Source organism: Bacillus sp. BC08 (assembly GCF_054326875.1).
Genome location: NZ_JBTGPA010000008.1, coordinates 44,077 through 63,779, shown reverse-complemented (window position 1 = coordinate 63,779; position 19,703 = coordinate 44,077). Strand labels below are relative to the sequence as shown.

Below are 19,703 nucleotides of genomic sequence, written 5' to 3'. Positions count from 1 at the left end.
ATAACCTCGCTAACTGCGAGGTTATTTTTTATTTCCGAATAGGATTAGGAAATCACCATATCCTTCTCTCTCTAATTCCTCTTTTGGAATAAATCGAAGGGCTGCGGAATTAATACAGTAACGAAGTCCATTCGGCCCTGGACCGTCTGGAAATACGTGCCCAAGATGTGAATCTCCTTCCTTACTTCTCACTTCTGTGCGCGTCATATTATGACTCACATCCATTTTTTCCTTCACACTAGCTGATATAACTGGCTTCGTAAAACTAGGCCATCCACACCCGCTATCAAACTTATCTAAAGAAGTAAATAACGGTTCTCCTGAAACGATGTCTACATAAAGACCTTCTTCTTTATGATTCCAATACTCATTTCGAAAGGGTGGTTCCGTTCCATTTTCCTGCGTTACATAAAATTGCATCTCATTAAGTTTTTCTTTTAAATGAACATTGTCTTTTGGCCAATGTTGTTTAATAAACGCATCTCGTCCTGAGCCTTTACGATATAACTCGTAGCGGAATGTATTTTTCTTATGATATCCTTGATGATATTCCTCAGCCGGATAAAACGTAGTAGCTGGTAATATTTTTGTCGCAATCGGCTTTGAAAAGCGTCCGCTCATTGCAAGCTCTTCTTTTGAAGCTTCTGCTTTTTTATGTTGTTCTTCATTATGATAAAAAATCACTGTTTCGTAAGACTGTCCGCGGTCGTGGAATTGTCCACCTATATCAGTCGGATCAATTTGTCTCCAGTATATATTTAATAACTCCTCATATGGCATTTTATTTGCATCAAATGTAATTTGTACTGCCTCATAATGTCCCGTCGTTTCTGAACATACTTCTTTATACGTTGGATTCTCTTTATGACCACCTATATAGCCAGAAACAACCTTTATAATCCCTTCCATCTCTTCAAATGGCGAAACCATACACCAGAAGCATCCTCCAGCAAATGTAGCTAGTTCTACCTTTTCATTTACAGCCATTCTTTCACCCCTATTCTATGTTCTTCTTACAGTATGGCATAAGAAACATCATGTTATAAAAGAAAAAGCACCGAACATCGATGCTTTTTCTTTACTTCACTTTATTTTGTTCCAACATCCTTCTCCATTTCATCACTTGTCACATCTAAGACATCTAATAAGAAAATGAAGACCGGAATACCGATAATTAATCCCCATACACCTAAGAAGTGTTCTGAGAAGATTAATACCATAAACGTATAGAAAATTGGTAAGTTTGTTTTTTGCGACATAAACTTCGGATTTAACACGTAACTTTCAAGCGCATGAATGACTGTTACGATAATTAAAATATAAACAACGTACATAATACCGCCGATATTGTAAGCAATCATACAAAGCGGGAATAACGAAATGATAACCCCAGCTACTGGAATTAAACCGAGTAAGAAGATCATTAACGCTAAACCTAATAATTGCGGGAATCCTAATATCCATAGTGCAATAACGGATAAAACACAGTTAACAACTGCAATTAAAAATTGTGCTTCGATTACTTTTCCGAATGAACGTGCAAATTTCTTACCGAAGTATTCAATTTCAGTATAGAAAATTGCAAGTCGACTTTCTTTAAATTTTGCAGTAAAAGCAACGATACGAGCTTTTTCCAATAAGAAAAATAAACTTAAAATTAAAGAAAGTAACACTTGAAGGCCAAATTTCCCAACATTCGTAATCGATTTGTACAAAATGTCGACGCCTTGTCCTACATATTTCGAAAGTTCCATATGATTGACAGCATTAACTGCATACTTAATTAATTCACTATCTGGTGGGTTTCTTAAAAATACGTTAAATTGATAAATCAATTGTGAAATTTGTATCGTTAATACTGGTAAATATTTAAATAGCGTAATAGCAATTCCACCAATTAACATGACATATAGAAATGCTATAATAATTTTTCGATTAATGGGCATGAAATGATCTAATTTACGAGAAATGAACTTTTGGAATCGATCCATTAAATACGTGAGAATAAACGTAATTAAAATTAAATTTAACATACTTTGCAGCCCGTATAACACGAGAGCAAGTATTACTAATACGAGTAACCTCTGAAATCCTTTGCTTTGAAACAGGTTTTTTATTTGCATAATCGACGAGTACTCTCTCCTGTCCTATAAAGTAAAACGTTAATAAGTAGATTTTTTCTCTCTTCTCTACCTTTAATTATTTATTCATATGAAGATTTTTATAGGCTTATTATATATCTCCCTTAGCAGATCCTATAGTAGCTTACTTCTTATTTTACAATACAATGACCTAATTCAAAACGTATTCTACACAGTATTAATGAAGATTTAAGGAAACTTACATTTTATTTAAATAGGTCTTACCACTACTGTAACATAAAAAGCAAGCTATCAGTAGAAATCTGTCCTACAAATAGCTTGCTTTTCTCATTTTTTAAGTAAGTTTTCCTAGCCAATGAATGGCATAAACATCGGTATGACAACTACAGTTACAACCCCAACTACTGTTACAGCAATACTTGCCATAGCTGCCTCTACTTCACCCATTTCAATTCCTACCGCCACTCCTAATGCGTGACCTGCTGTTCCAAGTGCTAAACCTTTTGCAATTGGATGTTTTACTCTAAATGTTTTTAAGAATAACGCTCCTAATGCGTATACGATAACTGCGTTAAAAATAACTGCAAACGATGTAATTGCTGGTATGCCACCAATACTTTCAGAGATTGGTAACGCAATTGCTGTTGTTGCTGCTTGTGGCAACATTGAATTCATTACTGCTGTATCTAGACCAATTGCTTTGGCAACAATGAACACGACAATTACTGAGCAAATGGATCCAACTACGATAGCCGATAAAATTTGCCACCAATATTTTTTCAGCTTGTCTACTTGTTTATATAATGGAATTGCAAACGCGATTGTTGCTGGTTCTAAGAAGAAGCTAATCATTTTTCCGCCAGTATTATATTCTTCAAAAGTAAAATTACCTACTTTTAGAAAGACAATCCCTAATACCATCGCTACGAATAATGGTGTGAATAAGAAGAATCCTTTTGAATGCTTAAATAATAATGTTCCGATTCCGTATGCTATTAATGAAACGACGATTCCGAAATATGGAGTCATTGTGCTTGCCATGTTCATTCCCTCCTAACAATATATACTAAATTGGTTATGCAACTTTTCCGTGCTTGCGTCCTTTATTTACTACTTTCAATTCTTTCGTATCTTCTATTTCTTTTTCATCTTTTCCTAAAATGAATTGTGCAAACAACCCTGTTACAGCGAGTAAAATAATTGTTGCTACAACAATTACAGTTAAAATTTGTACAAAATATTGTCCCATTACACCGAGAGAATTAATAACTGAAATACCTGATGGAACGAAAAGGAATCCGATAATACCTGTTAAGGCCGTTCCGAATGATTCAACTTGTTCCAATTTAATAACCTTTAAACATAATAGGCTAAATAAAATAACTAATCCGATCACCGATGAAGGCATCGGAATTGGTAAATGTGTTGCAATAATATTAGAAACTAACATAATAGCTGAGAATATGAATGCTTGTGATAAGAAACTATATACTTTTTTCGTACTCATTTTGGCCACCTCTTTCGATTTGGTACCTTTATTGTATAAGATACAAACAAAACTGTAAGCGTTTACACAACAGAACGTCAAATATACAAAATTAATTACAGAAATAGGCAGATGAAATACAAAAAGCTACTTCTTAAATACGAAGTAGCTTTTTGAGTTCTTTTGCATATGTACGGCTAACAGGTACCTTTGATCCTTCTTTCATAATTAAATTATATGTAGAATTGAACCATGGTTGTATTTCTGTAATATGATTAATATTTGCAATAAAACTGCGATGGACACGCATAAAACTTGCTTGCGGCAACTTCTTTTCCAAAATGACAAGTGTATCATGTGTTACATATGTTTCTCTCATCGTTTTTACTGTCACTTTTCCGTCCACAAGTCCTACATATATAATATCTTCAATATTCACAAGTACAATTGATTCTTCAATTGGTAATGCTAATTTATGCATCTCGGTCGTTACGTCTACACTCTTTACTTCTTGTTTTGTTTCTAATTTTATTTGTTTTTGCTTTTTATATTTCTTTAATGTCTGTACGATACGCTCTTCATCGAACGGCTTTAAAATGTAGTCTAACGCATCTACTTCAAATGCTTGCAACGCATATTGATCATAGGCCGTAGCAAACACAATTGCAGGTGGATTTTTCATCTTCTTTAATATATTTGCGATTTCAAATCCGTTATCATCAGATAACTGAATATCTAGGAACACAATATCTGGTTTATTTTGCATTAGCTCTTCTAATGCATCCTCTACACAATCTGCCTCACCAATTATCTCTACTTCTTTCGTTTGCTCTAATAAATATTTCAATTCATCACGCGCTAACATTTCATCATCAACTACTAATACTTTTAACACTCCGTTTTTCCTCCCCTACTTTTTTCGGAATTACAAAGAGGAACTTTGTCCCTTGCTCTAATTCACTTTCAATTTGAAGCATTGTCTCTTTCCCAAATAACCCGATAAGTCGTTCATTAATATTATATAAAGCTGTTCCAGTCCCTTTCTTTGATGGAACTACCATTTTTCCTAATTGTCCTAGACGTTCACTCTCAATTCCTTGTCCATTATCTTGGACTTCAAAATGCACCATCCCCTCTTTTTCAAACACATGTACTTCAACTTCGCACACCGGCTGCTTTTTTGGAAAAGCATGGCGCAATGCATTTTCAACTAATAGCTGCAGTACAAACGGTGGAACTAAGGTCGTCTTTAACTCTTCCTCAATGTACATCTTCACTTCATACTTATTCGGAAACCTCGCTTGTTCTAACGATAAATATGCATGTACATGATTTAACTCTTGTTCTAATGGAATAAGTAATTGGCGTGCCCCTTGCAAATTACAACGAAAATACACGCTAAGCTGCAATAATAATTTTCTCGCTTTTTCTACATCTGTTCGGCATAAAGCCGATACAGTATTAATTGCATTAAATAAAAAATGCGGATTGATTTGTGCTTGTAACGCTTTTATTTCGGCATCTTGCAATAACTTACTTTGTAACTCTGCTTCACCTAACTCAAGTTGTGTAGAGAATATTTTTGCTAACCCTTCTGCTAATTCCTCTTCCACACGACTTAACTGGCTAGAATTTTTAAAATATAATTTTAATGTCCCAATTGTATTTCCATGTGAAGTTAGTGGAATAACGATTGCCGCCTGCAAAGGACAGCCTTCATGTTGACAATTAATAACCTCACGCGATTTCGCTTTCATTATTTTTCCTGTGTTCAACACTTCTTTCGATAAACCTGTTATTAAACTATGTGAAGGAATATGGTGATCTGATGCTAATCCAACGTGAGCTAATATTTTCTCTGTATCTGTTAAGGATACCGCATCTGTTCCCGTAAAGCGGTGAATAATTTGTGCCACATGTTTACAAGAATCCTCTGTTAATCCGCGGCGAAAATATGGTAATGTTTTGTCAGCAATTCGTAATACTTTATGCGTTTGTAAAGCTTTCGCATTTTCTTCCTGGCGCAAAATAGCTTGTATCATAGAAAGTAAAATAAAACTCCCGAAACTATTTACAAGTATCATTGGTATCGCAATTGTTTTCACGATACTAATCCCATCCTCTACGATTAATAGGATCATAATCATCTCTAAAGAAACGATAAACACACTTAAAATCGCTGAAAATTTAGGCGTAATTGCACGATTATATTTTTTAAAAATGTATCCAATATACCCCGTTATAACACCTGCTAAAATTGATGAAATTGCACAGCTTAGCGCTGTCGTCCCGCCAAGCATATAACGGTGAATACCCGCAATCGATCCCACTCCAATGCCGACGATAGGACCACCAAGCAATCCACTAATTCCAACACCCATAATACGTGTATTCGCAATTGTACTAGATGACGAAACACCTTGTAGCCAATTTTCTTTCATAATTGTATTCCCGGCAATTTCAATTCCTGTGTAATTACTTACAATTGTAAACACTGAAAAAATACAAATAAGCTTAAGCTTATCTACATATCCATCTTGTCTATGAAGAAGGCGCCTGAACGTTTTAATATGAGAAAGTAAAAATCCTAAAATAACAATAAGTCCAACACGTTCAATCATCATAAGTACTAAATTTAGCATCTGTGATTCATTCCTTTTTATATGAGTTAGTTTTATTATGGGAAAATAATGAAGTGGGCGTCAAGGAGAATGAAGTATCTTTTGAAATATTTTACACATAACTATCCCCTCTTTATTTGACAATCTAATAGAAGAGTGCTAAAAATAAAGTAATATAATACAGTCCTTTAACCCAACCCCGTGAGGTTGAGAAGGAAGTCGGAATATACTATACGTATGGTCTTTTTTAGGGATACGTATGCTTTTTTGGCCTTCTCATCATATCAGGTGAGAAGGCCTTTTGTTATTCTTCCATAGCGACTGTAGAAAAAATAAGGAGGAGTAATGATGAACGTCACTACTGATGTACAATCAACAACAGAGGAAACGAAGGAGAAAAGATATAAAACATTGTTTGGTTCTGCGCTAGGATATGCAGCAGAAGGTTTAGATATGTTGCTCTTATCTTTCGTACTCGTCTACATTTTAAAAGAATTTCATTTAAGCCCTGTTGAAGGTGGAAACTTAACATTAGCTACCACAATAGGAATGCTAATTGGGTCTTATTTATTTGGATTTATTGCTGATTTATTTGGGCGTATCCGTACGATGGCCTTCACAATCTTACTATTCTCACTAGCAACAGCACTTATTTATTTCGCAACAGATTATTGGCAATTATTAATTCTTCGCTTTTTAGTTGGAATGGGAGTTGGTGGTGAATTCGGGATTGGGATGGCCATCGTAACTGAAACATGGTCTAAAGAAATGCGCGCTAAGGCGACATCCGTTGTTGCACTGGGATGGCAATTCGGCGTACTAGTCGCTTCACTCCTTCCAGCATTTATCGTCCCGCATTTCGGATGGAGAGCTGTTTTCTTATTTGGGCTCATTCCCGCTCTACTAGCTGTCTATGTACGCAAAAGTTTAAGTGAACCGAAAATATGGGAACAAAAACAACGCTACAAAAAAGAGTTGTTACAAAAAGAAGCTGAAGGTAATTTAACAACTACTGAGGCAGAACAACTAAAGCAAATGAAAAAGTTCCCACTTCGAAAGTTATTTGCCAATAAAAAAGTAACGATAACAACCATTGGTCTTATTATTATGTCATTTATCCAGAACTTCGGATATTATGGAATTTTCACATGGATGCCAACTATTTTAGCGAATAAATATAACTACACATTAGCAAAAGCGAGCGGTTGGATGTTCATCTCTACGATCGGCATGCTAATTGGAATTGCAACGTTTGGTATTCTAGCCGATAAAATTGGCCGCCGTAAAACTTTTACAATCTATTATGTCGGTGGTACTATATACTGTCTCATTTACTTCTTCTTATTCACAGACTCAACATTATTGTTATGGGGAAGTGCATTGCTGGGATTCTTTGCAAATGGCATGATGGGAGGATTCGGAGCCGTTTTAGCTGAAAACTATCCTGCTGAAGCTCGATCGACAGCAGAGAACTTTATTTTCGGTACAGGACGTGGGTTAGCTGGCTTTGGACCTGTTATTATCGGATTACTTGCTACAGGTGGTAACTTAATGGGAGCACTATCTCTCATCTTCATTATCTATCCAATCGGTTTAGTTACAATGTTATTATGTGTCCCAGAGACGAAAGATAAAGTATTAGAATAGATTGAAACTGTATCCTTCAAGAAAAGTAGTTGGATAAATAGTAAAGAGGAAGCATCTCAAATGAAATGCTTCCTCTTTTTATATAAATACAATTCTTTATTTTGATTTACTAGCTTTTTGGAACAAGAAGGAAGTTTTCTCTCCTTCTTTTACAATACCTTGTTTTAACGCTAATTCTCCTGCAACTTTAGGCGCTAGCCATAGCATTGGGAATAACAGAATAGATACTGGGACAGCTGTTACTACGATGAATGATTGTAAGGCGTTAATACTTCCCTCACCCATGTATAAAAGAATCGCTGCAACTGCGCCCATAATAAGCGACCAAAACACTCGCAAACTAATTCTAGGATCTCCATCTCCAGTCACTGCCATTGAAATCGAATACGCCATTGAATCTCCTGTTGTCACTACAAATAAAATTGTTAATAAAAGAAATGCAGGTCCAATAATATTAGATAGTGGCAGTTGCTCTGTAATTGCAATCATAGCCGCTGGCATACCAGATTCACTTAATGCGGTCGAGATAGAACCAGGATTCATTAACTCATAAAACACACCTGATCCACCTAGTATAGTAAACCAAAACGTTGTAATAATAGGTGCAATAATTCCAATTGCAACGATGATTTCTCGGATTGTTCTTCCTCTTGAAATACGGCTCACTAAAATTGCCATCATCGGTCCGTATCCAATAAACCATCCCCAGAAAAAGATTGTCCACGATCCTAACCAACCTGTGTCCCCACGATATGTGCTCATTGGAATAAATTCATTTATATAAAATCCAAACGAAGAAACAAATGAATCAATAATAAATCCACCTGGTCCAAACAGTAATACGAATACCATTAATAAAACTGCTAACCTAACATTTAAATCACTTATAATTTGAATCCCTTTATCAATTCCTGTTACCGCAGATATAGTAGAAACAGCTACTACACAAACAATAATGGCTAATTGAGTAGTAAACACATCAGGAATGTCAAACAATGCTTGTAATCCATAACTTGCTTGTAGTCCTAAAAATCCAATCGGACCAATTGTCCCTGCAGCTACTGCAATAATTGCAAACACATCGATCGTTGTTCCAAGCCAACTCTTTCGCAATTTCTCTCCAAAAATAGGATATAAAAGCGTTCGAGGTTTTAACGGCATACCTTTATGGTAATGTCCGTACATCATAACTACCGCACTAATTGTTCCTAAAATCGTCCAAGCGAGGAAACCCCAATGCATATAACTTTGCGCTAAAGCAGGCATTACTGCTTCTTTCGTTCCAGCAGTTATACCTTCATGTATTGGTGGCACCGTCATCAAATGGTACATCGGCTCTGCAGCTGCCCAAAAAACGCCACCTCCGGCAAGTAATGTAGACATAATAATAGCGAGCCATTTTGCCGTACTAATCTCAGGTTTTTCTAGTCCCCCAAGTTTAACTCTCCCATATTTTGAAAACGCCATACACATTGCCACAATAAATGTACCAATTAATAAAACCTGCCAAAAGGCACCAAAATATTTAATCGAAGCTGCAAAACTTCTATTAATAACTCCCTCTACGTAATTTTTATTTAAAATAACTGCAATTACAAATAATAAAAGTGAGCCACCACTAATAAGAAATACAGGCCAATCTGTTTTTCGACTCTTCATTCTCATTTACACTTCCTCCTTCCTCAGCAATCTAAAAAAACAACTTTATTATGTTTTATTGTTTACACCCAAAACATAATGATTATATAAGCATAATAATTTATCGATTTTCTACACACTTATGTTGTCCCTAAAAATATGCTAAATCCCTTATTTAAAAGGAAATTCCTATTCTTATTACATAAAAAAGCAAAACAAAAGACCTTATATTTCTATAAGGTCTTCGAAACAGAAATTTGATTATAACATAAGGAACTCCTTGGTTCAAAAAGCTCCTTCCAAAAATAACCGATAGTAAAGGCTTCCATTTGCTACGTAACAGTAATTAAAAAAAATTATATTTTGCAGAAAAAAACTATACTAAGTATCATTTATGAAAGAAATTTGGCTTCAAAATTTCATTCGGATATGGTTTATGATAAATATGAGTGGTAGCTGGCGACAAAGGTGGAATGAGCCACACCCAATTGCCTGTTACAACCCGTCCACATGCTGCTTCTTGCTTTTCAAATTGTTGAAATTGTTGTGCGGCTGTATGGTGATCCACAATACTAACTCCTTGTTTTTTGAAGGAATGTAATACAGCAATATTCAACTCAATTAGTGCCTTGTCTTTCCATAACGTACCGTTTCTTGATGTATCTAACTCCATCATCTCCGCGACAGCCGGAAGTAAATTATAGCGATCATGATCCGCTAAGTTACGTGCCCCAATTTCCGTACCCATATACCATCCATTGAACGGAGCAGCAGTATAAGAAATACCTCCAATCTCTAGGCGCATATCTGAAATCATCGGTACTCCATACCATTTTGCTCCAAGTGATGAAATCGGGTATTCTGGGTGTTCAATTGGTACTTCTTTCACTTCTTTTTTAGGAATTTCTTTATATACAGGTTCTTTTCCATCGACAGAAAATACAAGTGGCAATACATCGAAATTCGTACCTTCTCCCTGCCAGCCAAGTTCCTGACAAAAATCCGTAAACGCAGTGGAATGAGAGTCACCAATCACTCCCATTTCTGTTTTATATCCTGCATATCGAATCAATTGGTGATTATAAATTCGTATATTATTTTCCTCACCTTGATATTGCTTAAAAATTGTAATTGTCGGTTTCACTTTTCCATCGTTCGTTGCATATTTAATATGATGAATTAATGCATTATATACACCTTCTTCATCATTTACTTCACGTGCATCTAATATGTGCATCTTACTCCAAAATAGTCTTCCGATACATCGATTACTATTGCGCCATGCCATTCGCGATCCATGAACAAGTTCTTCAAATGTATGCTCATACGTCCCCGTCTTCTCTATCTCAACTTGAATTTCTTTCACACGCTCTTCTATGAATTGCTCTTTATTAAGCTCTTTATAGCAAATCGTAATAAACTGACTCGCTTCCTCTATTAATTGTTTCGTTTTACTCATAAACAATCTCCTTCTATTTCAACAAAACGTTCTACTCTACAGTATAAGCAAAAAGAATAAGAGTCACAAATGAAAGTCGAAGTGTTACTTTTATTGTAATATTTTTCAGAAAATTAAAGGCATTACTATTGACTTGTATAAAAAATAGGTGTATTTTTGACTCAGGTAAATTATTTTTACCTAGACCAACTTTTAATACGAAAGGAGGGAATATCATGTCTTCATTTCAATTGCCAAAGCTTTCATATGACTATGACGAACTAGAGCCATATATCGACAGCAACACACTTTCTATTCATCACGGAAAACATCATGCGACATACGTAAATAACTTGAATGCCGCTTTAGAAAACTATACGGAATTACATAATAAGTCTTTAGAAGAGTTACTATGTAATTTAGACATTTTACCAAAGGAAATTGTTACAGCTGTAAGAAATAACGGTGGTGGTCACTATTGTCATAGTCTTTTTTGGGAAGTAATGAGCCCGCGAGGTGGCGGTGAGCCTAATGGAGACGTTGCAAAAGTAATTGATTATTATTTCAATACCTTTGACAACTTAAAAGATCAACTTTCCAAAGCAGCTATTAGTCGTTTTGGAAGTGGCTATGGGTGGCTTGTTCTTGATGGTAGAGAACTTTCCGTTATGAGTACACCCAATCAAGATACACCTTTGCAAGAAGGTAAAATTCCATTACTCGTCATCGATGTATGGGAACACGCCTATTATTTAAAGTATCAAAATCGACGTCCAGAATTTGTTACCAATTGGTGGCATACAGTGAACTGGGACCAGGTAAATGAAAAGTATTTACAAGCAATTCAATCAAAAAAGCATTAGTCGTGCGTATAAGGTAAGTTTGGTAATGTAAAATTAGTATTGTCGAAATCCTCCAGAATCCCCCGGATTGCCACCGGGGGATTTACAATTACTCCATTGCATGTATGTAATAACGTAATACTTGCTCTATGTCTATTTTCACCTCTCGGAACGGGAATCCTAATTCACTAGCTTTCCCATTATGTAATGTACAATTAATCACTTCATTATAAGGCGCTACATTATCTCCTACTTCTTGAACAAGTGCTTTTATTCCCGTACTTTCTTCTATGAAATGAATAACTTCGCTAGTAGAAACTACCCCGTTGCTACAAGCATTAATTGGCCCTTTTATGTCCTTCATTCCGCACCAAGCTAAAAATTCTCCTGCTTCTTTCTCATGTATAAATGACAATTCTCCATCTAAATGCTTCACCGCGACAGGCTCTTGCCACGCAATATGTTCAACGTAAAATTGTAACCTTTTCGTATAATCGTTTTCTCCAATAACAACTGGAAAACGTACTGCAACAACTGGGAATATTGCGTGTTGAAATACAACAGCTTCAGCTAATCGCTTGCCTTCACCATAATTAAAATCCTTCCTATCCCCATACGTAATAGCATACTCATACGGATTAAAGTTCTCTTCTAACAATCCTATTGCTGGCTCGTAAACAGCCATTGAAGATGTCATAACGTATTTCTTCGTTTTTCCTCGTAACACCTCACATATTACCTTCGCTGCATTCGAGCTATAGCATAAATTATCGTATACGATATCATAACTTTCATCTTCTAGACGCTCTGCAAGTTGTTTTTCGTCTTCTCTATCGACAATCAGTCTTTTTACTGCACTTCCAAAAGGATCTTCTGTAATCCCTCTCGTCGCAATTGTTACATCGTGTCCATCTTGCAAAAGTGCTTCTACTAAATGTTTACCAAAAAATCTTGTTCCCCCTAGCACTAATACTTTTTTCAACTTCATCATCCCCATTTTGATAAAATGTAAAATAATACCTCTCTATTATAACTGCTCACATATAAAAAGCATGGAATTCGTTTAACGATTCCATGCTTTTCTACAGAAAATATATTAACGTACTCGATATTTATAAATACAATAACAGAAGTATAAAATAGAAATTACGGATACATAAACCCATAGATCATATACGAATCCCTCGCCCCATACTCCCATAAAATAAAAGAGTGAAGGCAACGTTAACGTTACCCACGATTGTACGAAGGCGATTCTTCCAAGATATTGATTGATATTCTTTTTTTGTGTATTTAATACAAAGAATAAATACCAAAGTAATGCCCACATAAACCATGTTAATGCATTCACAACATCATGGAATTGAACAAATGAAACAACCATATAGAATAAAGCAATAATTGCTACCCACATACAAAACCAGCCTAGACCGCTACTATCCATTCCTTTTATAAAAGTAACACCTACATATAAATATGTTAATCCAAATAAGAAAGTAGCTGCATATGAATACACTGTCCAATTGCTTTGGTCAGAAATCATGATCAAATAGAACGGAATAATAATTTGTAGTGCACCTACAAATAAATTAAAAACACCCGCACTTTTCATCTCTGCTTTTCCTAATATAACAAGACTATTCAAAAATAAAGCTGCACCCGAAAGTAATAATCCTACGTAACCCATATATCCTCATGTGAAAACCTTACATTTTCACACTGTCCCTCCCTATCTTGTAAAAATTATATTATTCCTTATTCTCCTTCTTACTTACAACTACATACAAAGTTTTTTCGGAAATAAGTCAGACTTCCTACCTTAAAAAACAATAAAAAAACCTTTTCATACATGTCATACAGTAATGATATCAATCGAAATGTACCACACAATAAAAACGCTTTCAATAATAGGTAATTCAATCAAAAAGCTAATAAGATTATTTGATTATAAACGTACTTTAACAATGATACAAGTATTGGAATACTTTTCAAGAGAACCCGTTTCTATTCAAATGCTATGGTCAGTAATATTTTATTACATTCTCTTTCTTGAATTGAACATATTACTGACCTCAAGCAACATAATAAAAAATACAATTTATTATATACTAACTCGCTTAAATCATTTGATAACCATTTTTATTATTTACCTGCCATCTCCAAGAATCTACACACATCTCTTCTAATCCATATTCCGCTTCCCATCCTAATTCTCGTTTCGCTTTAGATACATCAGCAAAACATATTGCTACATCACCAGGACGACGCCCTATTACTTTATAAGGTATTTTTTTACCTGAAACCTTCTCAAAAGCCTTTACCATCTCCAATACACTATATCCCTTACCTGTGCCAAGATTGTATGCCTCGATTCCTTCCGTCTCAAGTACTTTCTCAAGTGCCTTTACATGTCCTTTTGCAAGATCAACAACGTGAATATAATCACGGACACCGGTCCCATCTTTCGTTGGATAATCATTGCCGAATATATTTAGCTCTTTTAACTTACCTACCGCCACCTGCGTTACATATGGCATTAAATTATTCGGAACTCCATTTGGATCTTCTCCAATACGGCCACTTTTATGTGCTCCAAATGGATTGAAATAACGAAGTAACGCAATACTCCATTCATCATCAGCTTTTGCTACATCACGCATAATTTGCTCAATCATTAATTTTGTTTGCCCATATGGATTTGTCACACTTAGCGGAAATTCTTCTGTAATTGGTGATGTTTTTGGAATTCCATATACAGTTGCAGATGAACTAAAAATAAATTTTTTAACATTATGTTTCTGCATCACATCACATAGTATAATCGTACTCATTACATTATTATAATAATATGTAAGAGGAATTGTAGTTGATTCCCCCACTGCTTTAAATCCAGCAAAATGTATAACCGCTTCAATGTTATTTCTCAAAAAAATCTCATTCATTTTTTCACGATTTAAAACACTTTCTTTATAAAATTCGAATTGTTTTCCTGTTATCTCTTTTACTCGGTTTAAAGACTCGATTGAACTATTTGAAAGATTATCTACGACTATAATTTTATAATTATTATTTAATAATTCTATACACGTATGACTACCAATATATCCTGCTCCACCCGTTATAAGTATCGCCATATATATAGTCCCCCACTAATTATTAATTATAAAATTTTATAACCTCAATACACCTCTATCCTACCATAAAAAGACTGATAATTTTAACAATTTATTTTAAATTATTATTCATAAAAAAAGAGCCGCATAACCTTTACGTTATACAACTCTTTAACATACATATGTGTCCATATCTTTATTTATTAATCAAGAAAAATAAAAATCATTCGGAAATTTCATCTTGTTAAATTACGTAGCAATATACACTTAAAAAGTGGGCAAGGCTTCCCAATAACACGAACACGTGAAAAATTTCATGATGCCCCATATGTTTAAACTCTAACCATTTTGGCTTTGTTCCATAAATAAATCCACCAATCGTATAAAGAATGCCTCCAAGTACTAGCAGCACGATACCTCCTGCACTTAAGTTAGCAGCTAACGGTGCAAAGAACAAAACAATTAACCAGCCCATTGTAATATAAATTGCTGTTGATAACCATCTCGGGCAACTAAACCAAAACATTTTAAAAACAATACCACAAATGGCCGTTGCATACACTAAACAAAATAATAATAAACCGTTTGCGGAATGTAATGTAATTAAACAAAATGGTGCATATGTACCTGCAATCAATATAAAAATCATAGAGTGATCGAGCTTCCGAAAGAAATAAATAACACGTTCACTGGCTACAACACTATGATATACAGCCGATGCTGTATACAGAACCATCATTCCGATGCCAAACAAAATAACAGCTGTAATTGCCGCAAAAGATGGCGTCTTAATAGAAACTTTTACAAGCATAGCTAATAATGCAATAAATGATAATACGGCTCCCCCCAAGTGGGTAAAAGCATTAACTGGTTCTCTTATATAAGCATTCATATATACACCCCTCATATAATTACATGTAGTTTTGATAACTACATGTAATTATATACGTATTATAACTAGAGGTCAACATTTACAATTCATTTGTTTCGTAATACCATATTTAGAGATAAACTAAACATTATGCTCCACTAAGTTATAAAAGCGAGGGGTTCTACGTGGAAAATATAAATAAACTGCTTGAAACATTACATTTAGAAAAAAATATTACGCTTGAAGATATTCCAAATGTCGACTTGTATGTAGACCAGGTTGTCCAACTATTTGAAAATACTTATGCGGATACAACAAGAACCGATGATGAAAAAGTATTAACAAAAACAATGATTAACAATTACGCAAAAGGGAAACTGTTTATTCCAATCAAAAATAAAAAATACTCAAAAGAGCATATGATTTTAATTAGCTTAATTTACCAATTAAAAGGGGCACTTTCCATTAATGACATAAAAAGCTCCTTAGAAAATATAAATGAATCCTTATTAAGCGATGATTCATTCGAATTAAATACGCTATATAAAGATTATCTTTCGCTTACCGAAAACAACGTCAAAAGCTTTACACAAGACGTAAATAACCGTGTTTCAGAAGTAAGTGAGATTTCTTCTTTAGAAGATCCGAACCTAGAGAAATTTTTATTACTAACATCATTTGTGTCGATGAGTAATATGTATAGGCGCTTAGCTGAGAAGTTGATTGATGATTTAGAAGAAGCCTAATAACTATAAAACGCTACCTAAAAGCAGGTAGCGTTTTATAATTACTAGAATGAACTTCAACTATCCGAATGATTGTAGTATTTTAGAAATTATATTTTCTAAGTATCCTCTCATGTTTATTTTTTCTATTTTCAATAGAAAAAAGCACATTCTGCATATTAGCAAAATGTACCTCCCCTTAAAATTATAATTTTTATTGTTTCTTTATTAGTAATCCAAAGCTATCATAATACTCTTTTACTAATAATTTACACATAGCATAGAAAATAAACACATTAATAGTAACGATAAACATTCCCATATTTGTATTAGAGCCCGCATACAGAACCATTACTATATTTAAAAAGATTGTTAACGTTAATCCTAATGCTATTCCTGTCCACTTCATTTCATATAGCAGTAAAAAGATGACAAATACTAATGCTGGGAAAGCATATCTCTCATGCATTTGCGTAGGTAACATAAAGAACGCAAAGCTTATAAAAGTCGCTGCTTTTAATAGAACTGCCGTATTCATATGACGATGGAAAAAGACATATAAACAAGTTAATGCCGATGCAATAGACAAGAGTATTAATCCAACTGTCTTCAATGTAATATGTGGTAAAATTTGAATAGTATCCACTGTATTAGGATCCGTACCAATCGCGTAATACCAGATGTTCATAGCAAATACAGTTACCGTTGGGAACGTACCTACCGCATTTAAATATGCTTGTTTTAACATCATGATAAATGTTCCATGAGCTGCGAAATAAAGACCGAATATTAATAATGGGATACAGAACCCTATTATAAATTTAGTTAATTGCTTGCCTTCTCTTTTTTCAAAAATGACTTTTAGGAAATACATAGCAAATACAGGCGCAATTACGATCGATTGAAATTTAGCCAGTAACGCTATAGCGTAAATAGCACCAGACCAAGTTGGCTTAGACATTAGTAATAAAATAGAACTAACCATCAATATACTATGTAGCATATCTACTTGACCCCAAATAGTTCCATCCACTATAACAGCTGGACTAAATGCAAAAAATGTTACTAACGCTGCTCTCACAATCGAATTGTTTATCCTTTTAGAAACTGTAGCAAAAATAATTATAGCTACTAATTCAAATACAATAGATGGGACTCGAATTAAAACACCCGCAGCTTCCACATATGTATTAAAAAATGACAATATGCCTCCATAAATACCTAAAAGAGCTAAGAAAAATGGCGGATAGTTTACTAAATCTCCATGTGCATACACATCACCTAGTCCATATTTACCTACTGTATTCATCCAATCCACAAAAAATAGTTGATCTCGTTCATATCCTTCTAAATGAAATGCTAAATATAAACGTAATAACAGCGATGCAACAACTACTACAATCAAATAAAAATGAAGCCATTTTAAACTCCATCTATCTTGAGTAAAATTCATTTAATAAACACCGTCCTTACTTTTTATAGCTTACAACAATTAAATTGAAATTGATTTACTTATATAAAAATATACTCCTCAATGAATTAACAATTTCTCCATTCAATGGTAAAAAAATTAAATAAATATACTAACATACAAAAAAACAATCGTCAATCACGTATTAGTTAAAGTCCATTCAAATTGTCTGCTCTATAGATCATCCCCAAAAAAATATCCACTTTTAAAGTGGATATTTTCATCTATTTAATTGCCTCATGAACTTTTAATTGTTTACCTTTTATCGTTGTATTTCTCATAACCTTTAAAACAAGTGGTCCTTTTCCGTTTAATATTTCAACATACGAAACATTATCTTGTATTGTAATAATACCTATATCATCAGCAGAAACACCTTGAATTTTAGCAATTGTACCAACGAAATCTACTGCCCTAATTTTCTTTTTCTTTCCGCCATTAAAGTACAATTTCATAATTCCTTTGTTTAGGTCTGCACTTTTATCTTTCTTTATAATTGGTTTAGCATATATCTTTTCTTCAAATATTGCTTTCACTTTCATAACTTCTTCTTTTGAAGGTGCCAGTTCCTTCGGAATTTCAAATCCGATATATTCCTCAATCTCTTCTAAAAATCTATTTTCATAAGGCGTTATAAATGTAATAGCATTTCCACTATTACCAGCTCGTCCCGTTCTTCCTGTACGATGTACATAGCTTTCTTTTTCTAATGGAATATCGTAATTAATAACATGTGTAATATTATCAATATCAATTCCTCTCGCAGCTACATCAGTTGCTACTAAATAACGGAACTTTCCTTTTCTAAAATCATCCATAACTTCAAAACGATCTTCCTGTACCATACCACCGTGTATTTTGTCACAAGGATAATTAACTCGTTTTAGCTGTCTATATACATGGTCTACGTTTTCTTGTGTACGACAAAAAATAATACAACTGTCTGGATTTTCAATCATAGTTATATCCTTAAGAAGTGAAAGCTTTTCTTCTTCCCTTACTTCAAAAAGGGTATGTTCAATTTTATCTGTTGTAATCCCAGCTGCTTTAATTTCAATATGAGTTGGTGCATTCATATATGTACGGGATAACTTTTCAACATCTTCCGGTAGGGTTGCTGAAAATAGCATTGTCATTCTTTTTGTAGGTAATTCATCAATAATTGCCTCTACTTGATCGATAAAGCCCATATTTAGCATTTCATCTGCTTCATCAATCACTAAATATTTCAATCGCTCTAAAGAAAGGGTTCCTTTTTCAATATGATCCAACACACGTCCTGGAGTCCCTACTACAATATGCGTCTTTTGTTTTAACTCTAATTTTTGACGTGCAAATGGAGATTTACCATAAATTGCAGCAGCCTTAATTCTTTTGAATCGCCCTATATTCGTAATATCTTCTTTCACTTGAACAGCAAGTTCCCTAGTTGGTGTTAAAACTAATGCTTGTGGTTTATTCTCTTCCCACTCTACCATTTCACAAAGTGGTATACCGAATGAAGCCGTTTTCCCACTTCCCGTTTGCGACTTTACAACAAGATCCTTCTTTTGCAATGCAACTGGAATAACTTCTCCTTGCACTTCTGTTGGATGCTCATATCCTAAACCAGTAAGTGCCCGTCTTACTTCTTTACTTAATGCATAATTACTAAAGCTTTTTTTACTCATATATTAACCTCATTTGATTTTATATTTAACTTATTATGTTCTTCATACCTCACTTTAGACTATAGTAAGATACTATATT

At 34.3% G+C, this 19,703-nt stretch carries 17 protein-coding genes and 1 pseudogene; 3 read left to right on the top strand and 15 right to left on the bottom strand.

Annotated elements, in window-relative coordinates; translation table 11 throughout:
• Nucleotides 1–21: 21 nt before the first annotated feature.
• From msrB to lytS, 7 genes and pseudogenes are all read right to left on the bottom strand, one after another.
• A complete protein-coding gene (gene msrB, locus ACXVYO_RS01205) occupies nt 22–474 on the bottom strand; it encodes a peptide-methionine (R)-S-oxide reductase MsrB (protein WP_458465866.1) in 453 nt (150 codons plus the stop codon).
• Between the two features lie 45 nt (nt 475–519).
• Nucleotides 520–987 (bottom strand): annotated as a pseudogene (msrA, locus tag ACXVYO_RS01200) (peptide-methionine (S)-S-oxide reductase MsrA); the annotation flags it as partial.
• A 101-nt stretch (nt 988–1,088) separates the two neighbouring features.
• Nucleotides 1,089–2,123 carry an AI-2E family transporter gene (locus ACXVYO_RS01195; protein WP_458465825.1) on the bottom strand — a complete coding sequence of 345 codons (1,035 nt, stop codon included), beginning with the start codon at nt 2,121–2,123 and terminating at the stop codon, nt 1,089–1,091.
• Nucleotides 2,124–2,450: 327 nt separating this feature from the next.
• The gene (gene lrgB, locus ACXVYO_RS01190) at nt 2,451–3,143 is read right to left on the bottom strand and encodes an antiholin-like protein LrgB (protein WP_000168869.1); all 693 of its coding nucleotides are present in this window, start codon (nt 3,141–3,143) and stop codon (nt 2,451–2,453) included.
• A 34-nt stretch (nt 3,144–3,177) separates the two neighbouring features.
• A complete protein-coding gene (gene lrgA / locus ACXVYO_RS01185; protein ID WP_458465824.1) occupies nt 3,178–3,609 on the bottom strand; it encodes an antiholin-like murein hydrolase modulator LrgA in 432 nt (143 codons plus the stop codon).
• Between the two features lie 133 nt (nt 3,610–3,742).
• A complete protein-coding gene (locus ACXVYO_RS01180) occupies nt 3,743–4,483 on the bottom strand; it encodes a LytR/AlgR family response regulator transcription factor (RefSeq protein ID WP_048560483.1) in 741 nt (246 codons plus the stop codon).
• A complete protein-coding gene (gene lytS, locus ACXVYO_RS01175) occupies nt 4,461–6,230 on the bottom strand; it encodes a two-component system sensor histidine kinase LytS (RefSeq protein ID WP_000933595.1) in 1,770 nt (589 codons plus the stop codon). The genes ACXVYO_RS01180 and lytS overlap by 23 nt, the downstream gene beginning before the upstream one ends.
• A 327-nt stretch (nt 6,231–6,557) precedes the next feature.
• On the opposite strand from lytS, the gene ACXVYO_RS01170 reads away from it, so the two are divergent.
• On the top strand, nt 6,558–7,856 hold the full coding sequence (locus ACXVYO_RS01170; protein WP_048560485.1) for an MFS transporter: 1,299 nt from the start codon (nt 6,558–6,560) through the stop codon (nt 7,854–7,856).
• 96 nt (nt 7,857–7,952) lie between these two features.
• On the opposite strand, the gene ACXVYO_RS01165 is transcribed toward ACXVYO_RS01170, so the two are convergent.
• Nucleotides 7,953–9,521: a BCCT family transporter gene (locus ACXVYO_RS01165; protein WP_458465823.1), complete on the bottom strand. Its 1,569-nt coding sequence runs from the start codon at nt 9,519–9,521 to the stop codon at nt 7,953–7,955.
• 361 nt (nt 9,522–9,882) lie between these two features.
• Nucleotides 9,883–10,953, bottom strand: coding sequence for a nitric oxide synthase oxygenase (locus ACXVYO_RS01160; protein WP_458465822.1), 1,071 nt, complete (start codon nt 10,951–10,953; stop codon nt 9,883–9,885).
• A 215-nt stretch (nt 10,954–11,168) separates the two neighbouring features.
• On the opposite strand from ACXVYO_RS01160, the gene sodA reads away from it, so the two are divergent.
• Nucleotides 11,169–11,795 (top strand): superoxide dismutase [Mn], encoded by a 627-nt coding sequence (sodA, locus tag ACXVYO_RS01155; protein WP_458465821.1) that lies wholly within the window; start codon nt 11,169–11,171, stop codon nt 11,793–11,795.
• Nucleotides 11,796–11,883: 88 nt separating this feature from the next.
• Here sodA and ACXVYO_RS01150 read toward each other — a convergent pair whose 3' ends face one another.
• The 4 genes from ACXVYO_RS01150 to trhA form a co-directional block, all read right to left on the bottom strand.
• Nucleotides 11,884–12,771: an NAD-dependent epimerase/dehydratase family protein gene (locus ACXVYO_RS01150; protein WP_458465820.1), complete on the bottom strand. Its 888-nt coding sequence runs from the start codon at nt 12,769–12,771 to the stop codon at nt 11,884–11,886.
• A gap of 99 nt (nt 12,772–12,870) precedes the next feature.
• Nucleotides 12,871–13,461, bottom strand: coding sequence for an AmiS/UreI family transporter (locus ACXVYO_RS01145; protein ID WP_063262405.1), 591 nt, complete (start codon nt 13,459–13,461; stop codon nt 12,871–12,873).
• Between the two features lie 430 nt (nt 13,462–13,891).
• Nucleotides 13,892–14,908: a UDP-glucose 4-epimerase GalE gene (galE, locus tag ACXVYO_RS01140; protein ID WP_458465819.1), complete on the bottom strand. Its 1,017-nt coding sequence runs from the start codon at nt 14,906–14,908 to the stop codon at nt 13,892–13,894.
• Nucleotides 14,909–15,131: 223 nt separating this feature from the next.
• The gene (trhA, locus tag ACXVYO_RS01135) at nt 15,132–15,779 is read right to left on the bottom strand and encodes a PAQR family membrane homeostasis protein TrhA (protein WP_000995322.1); all 648 of its coding nucleotides are present in this window, start codon (nt 15,777–15,779) and stop codon (nt 15,132–15,134) included.
• Nucleotides 15,780–15,943: 164 nt separating this feature from the next.
• Here trhA and ACXVYO_RS01130 point away from each other — a divergent pair, with 164 nt between their 5' ends.
• A complete protein-coding gene (locus ACXVYO_RS01130) occupies nt 15,944–16,504 on the top strand; it encodes a DUF1836 domain-containing protein (RefSeq protein ID WP_458465818.1) in 561 nt (186 codons plus the stop codon).
• Between the two features lie 193 nt (nt 16,505–16,697).
• Here the strand turns inward: ACXVYO_RS01130 and ACXVYO_RS01125 are convergent, their stop codons facing one another.
• Both ACXVYO_RS01125 and dbpA read right to left on the bottom strand, forming a co-directional pair.
• Nucleotides 16,698–17,936 (bottom strand): hypothetical protein, encoded by a 1,239-nt coding sequence (locus tag ACXVYO_RS01125; protein ID WP_458465817.1) that lies wholly within the window; start codon nt 17,934–17,936, stop codon nt 16,698–16,700.
• A 242-nt stretch (nt 17,937–18,178) separates the two neighbouring features.
• Nucleotides 18,179–19,624, bottom strand: coding sequence for an ATP-dependent RNA helicase DbpA (gene dbpA, locus ACXVYO_RS01120; RefSeq protein WP_458465816.1), 1,446 nt, complete (start codon nt 19,622–19,624; stop codon nt 18,179–18,181).
• Nucleotides 19,625–19,703: the final 79 nt, after the last annotated feature.

Excerpts from the sequence above, each read along its gene's own strand:
- ACXVYO_RS01195 (WP_458465825.1), bottom strand. The coding sequence starts at position 2,123 with ATGCAAATAAAAAACCTGTTTCAAAGCAAAGGATTTCAGAGGTTACTC.
- lrgB (WP_000168869.1), bottom strand. The coding sequence starts at position 3,143 with ATGGCAAGCACAATGACTCCATATTTCGGAATCGTCGTTTCATTAATA.
- lrgA (WP_458465824.1), bottom strand. The coding sequence starts at position 3,609 with ATGAGTACGAAAAAAGTATATAGTTTCTTATCACAAGCATTCATATTC.
- lytS (WP_000933595.1), bottom strand. The coding sequence starts at position 6,230 with ATGCTAAATTTAGTACTTATGATGATTGAACGTGTTGGACTTATTGTT.
- ACXVYO_RS01170 (WP_048560485.1), top strand. The coding sequence starts at position 6,558 with ATGAACGTCACTACTGATGTACAATCAACAACAGAGGAAACGAAGGAG.
- ACXVYO_RS01165 (WP_458465823.1), bottom strand. The coding sequence starts at position 9,521 with ATGAGAATGAAGAGTCGAAAAACAGATTGGCCTGTATTTCTTATTAGT.
- ACXVYO_RS01160 (WP_458465822.1), bottom strand. The coding sequence starts at position 10,953 with ATGAGTAAAACGAAACAATTAATAGAGGAAGCGAGTCAGTTTATTACG.
- sodA (WP_458465821.1), top strand. The coding sequence starts at position 11,169 with ATGTCTTCATTTCAATTGCCAAAGCTTTCATATGACTATGACGAACTA.
- ACXVYO_RS01150 (WP_458465820.1), bottom strand. The coding sequence starts at position 12,771 with ATGGGGATGATGAAGTTGAAAAAAGTATTAGTGCTAGGGGGAACAAGA.
- ACXVYO_RS01145 (WP_063262405.1), bottom strand. The coding sequence starts at position 13,461 with ATGGGTTACGTAGGATTATTACTTTCGGGTGCAGCTTTATTTTTGAAT.
- galE (WP_458465819.1), bottom strand. The coding sequence starts at position 14,908 with ATGGCGATACTTATAACGGGTGGAGCAGGATATATTGGTAGTCATACG.
- trhA (WP_000995322.1), bottom strand. The coding sequence starts at position 15,779 with ATGAATGCTTATATAAGAGAACCAGTTAATGCTTTTACCCACTTGGGG.
- ACXVYO_RS01125 (WP_458465817.1), bottom strand. The coding sequence starts at position 17,936 with ATGAATTTTACTCAAGATAGATGGAGTTTAAAATGGCTTCATTTTTAT.
- dbpA (WP_458465816.1), bottom strand. The coding sequence starts at position 19,624 with ATGAGTAAAAAAAGCTTTAGTAATTATGCATTAAGTAAAGAAGTAAGA.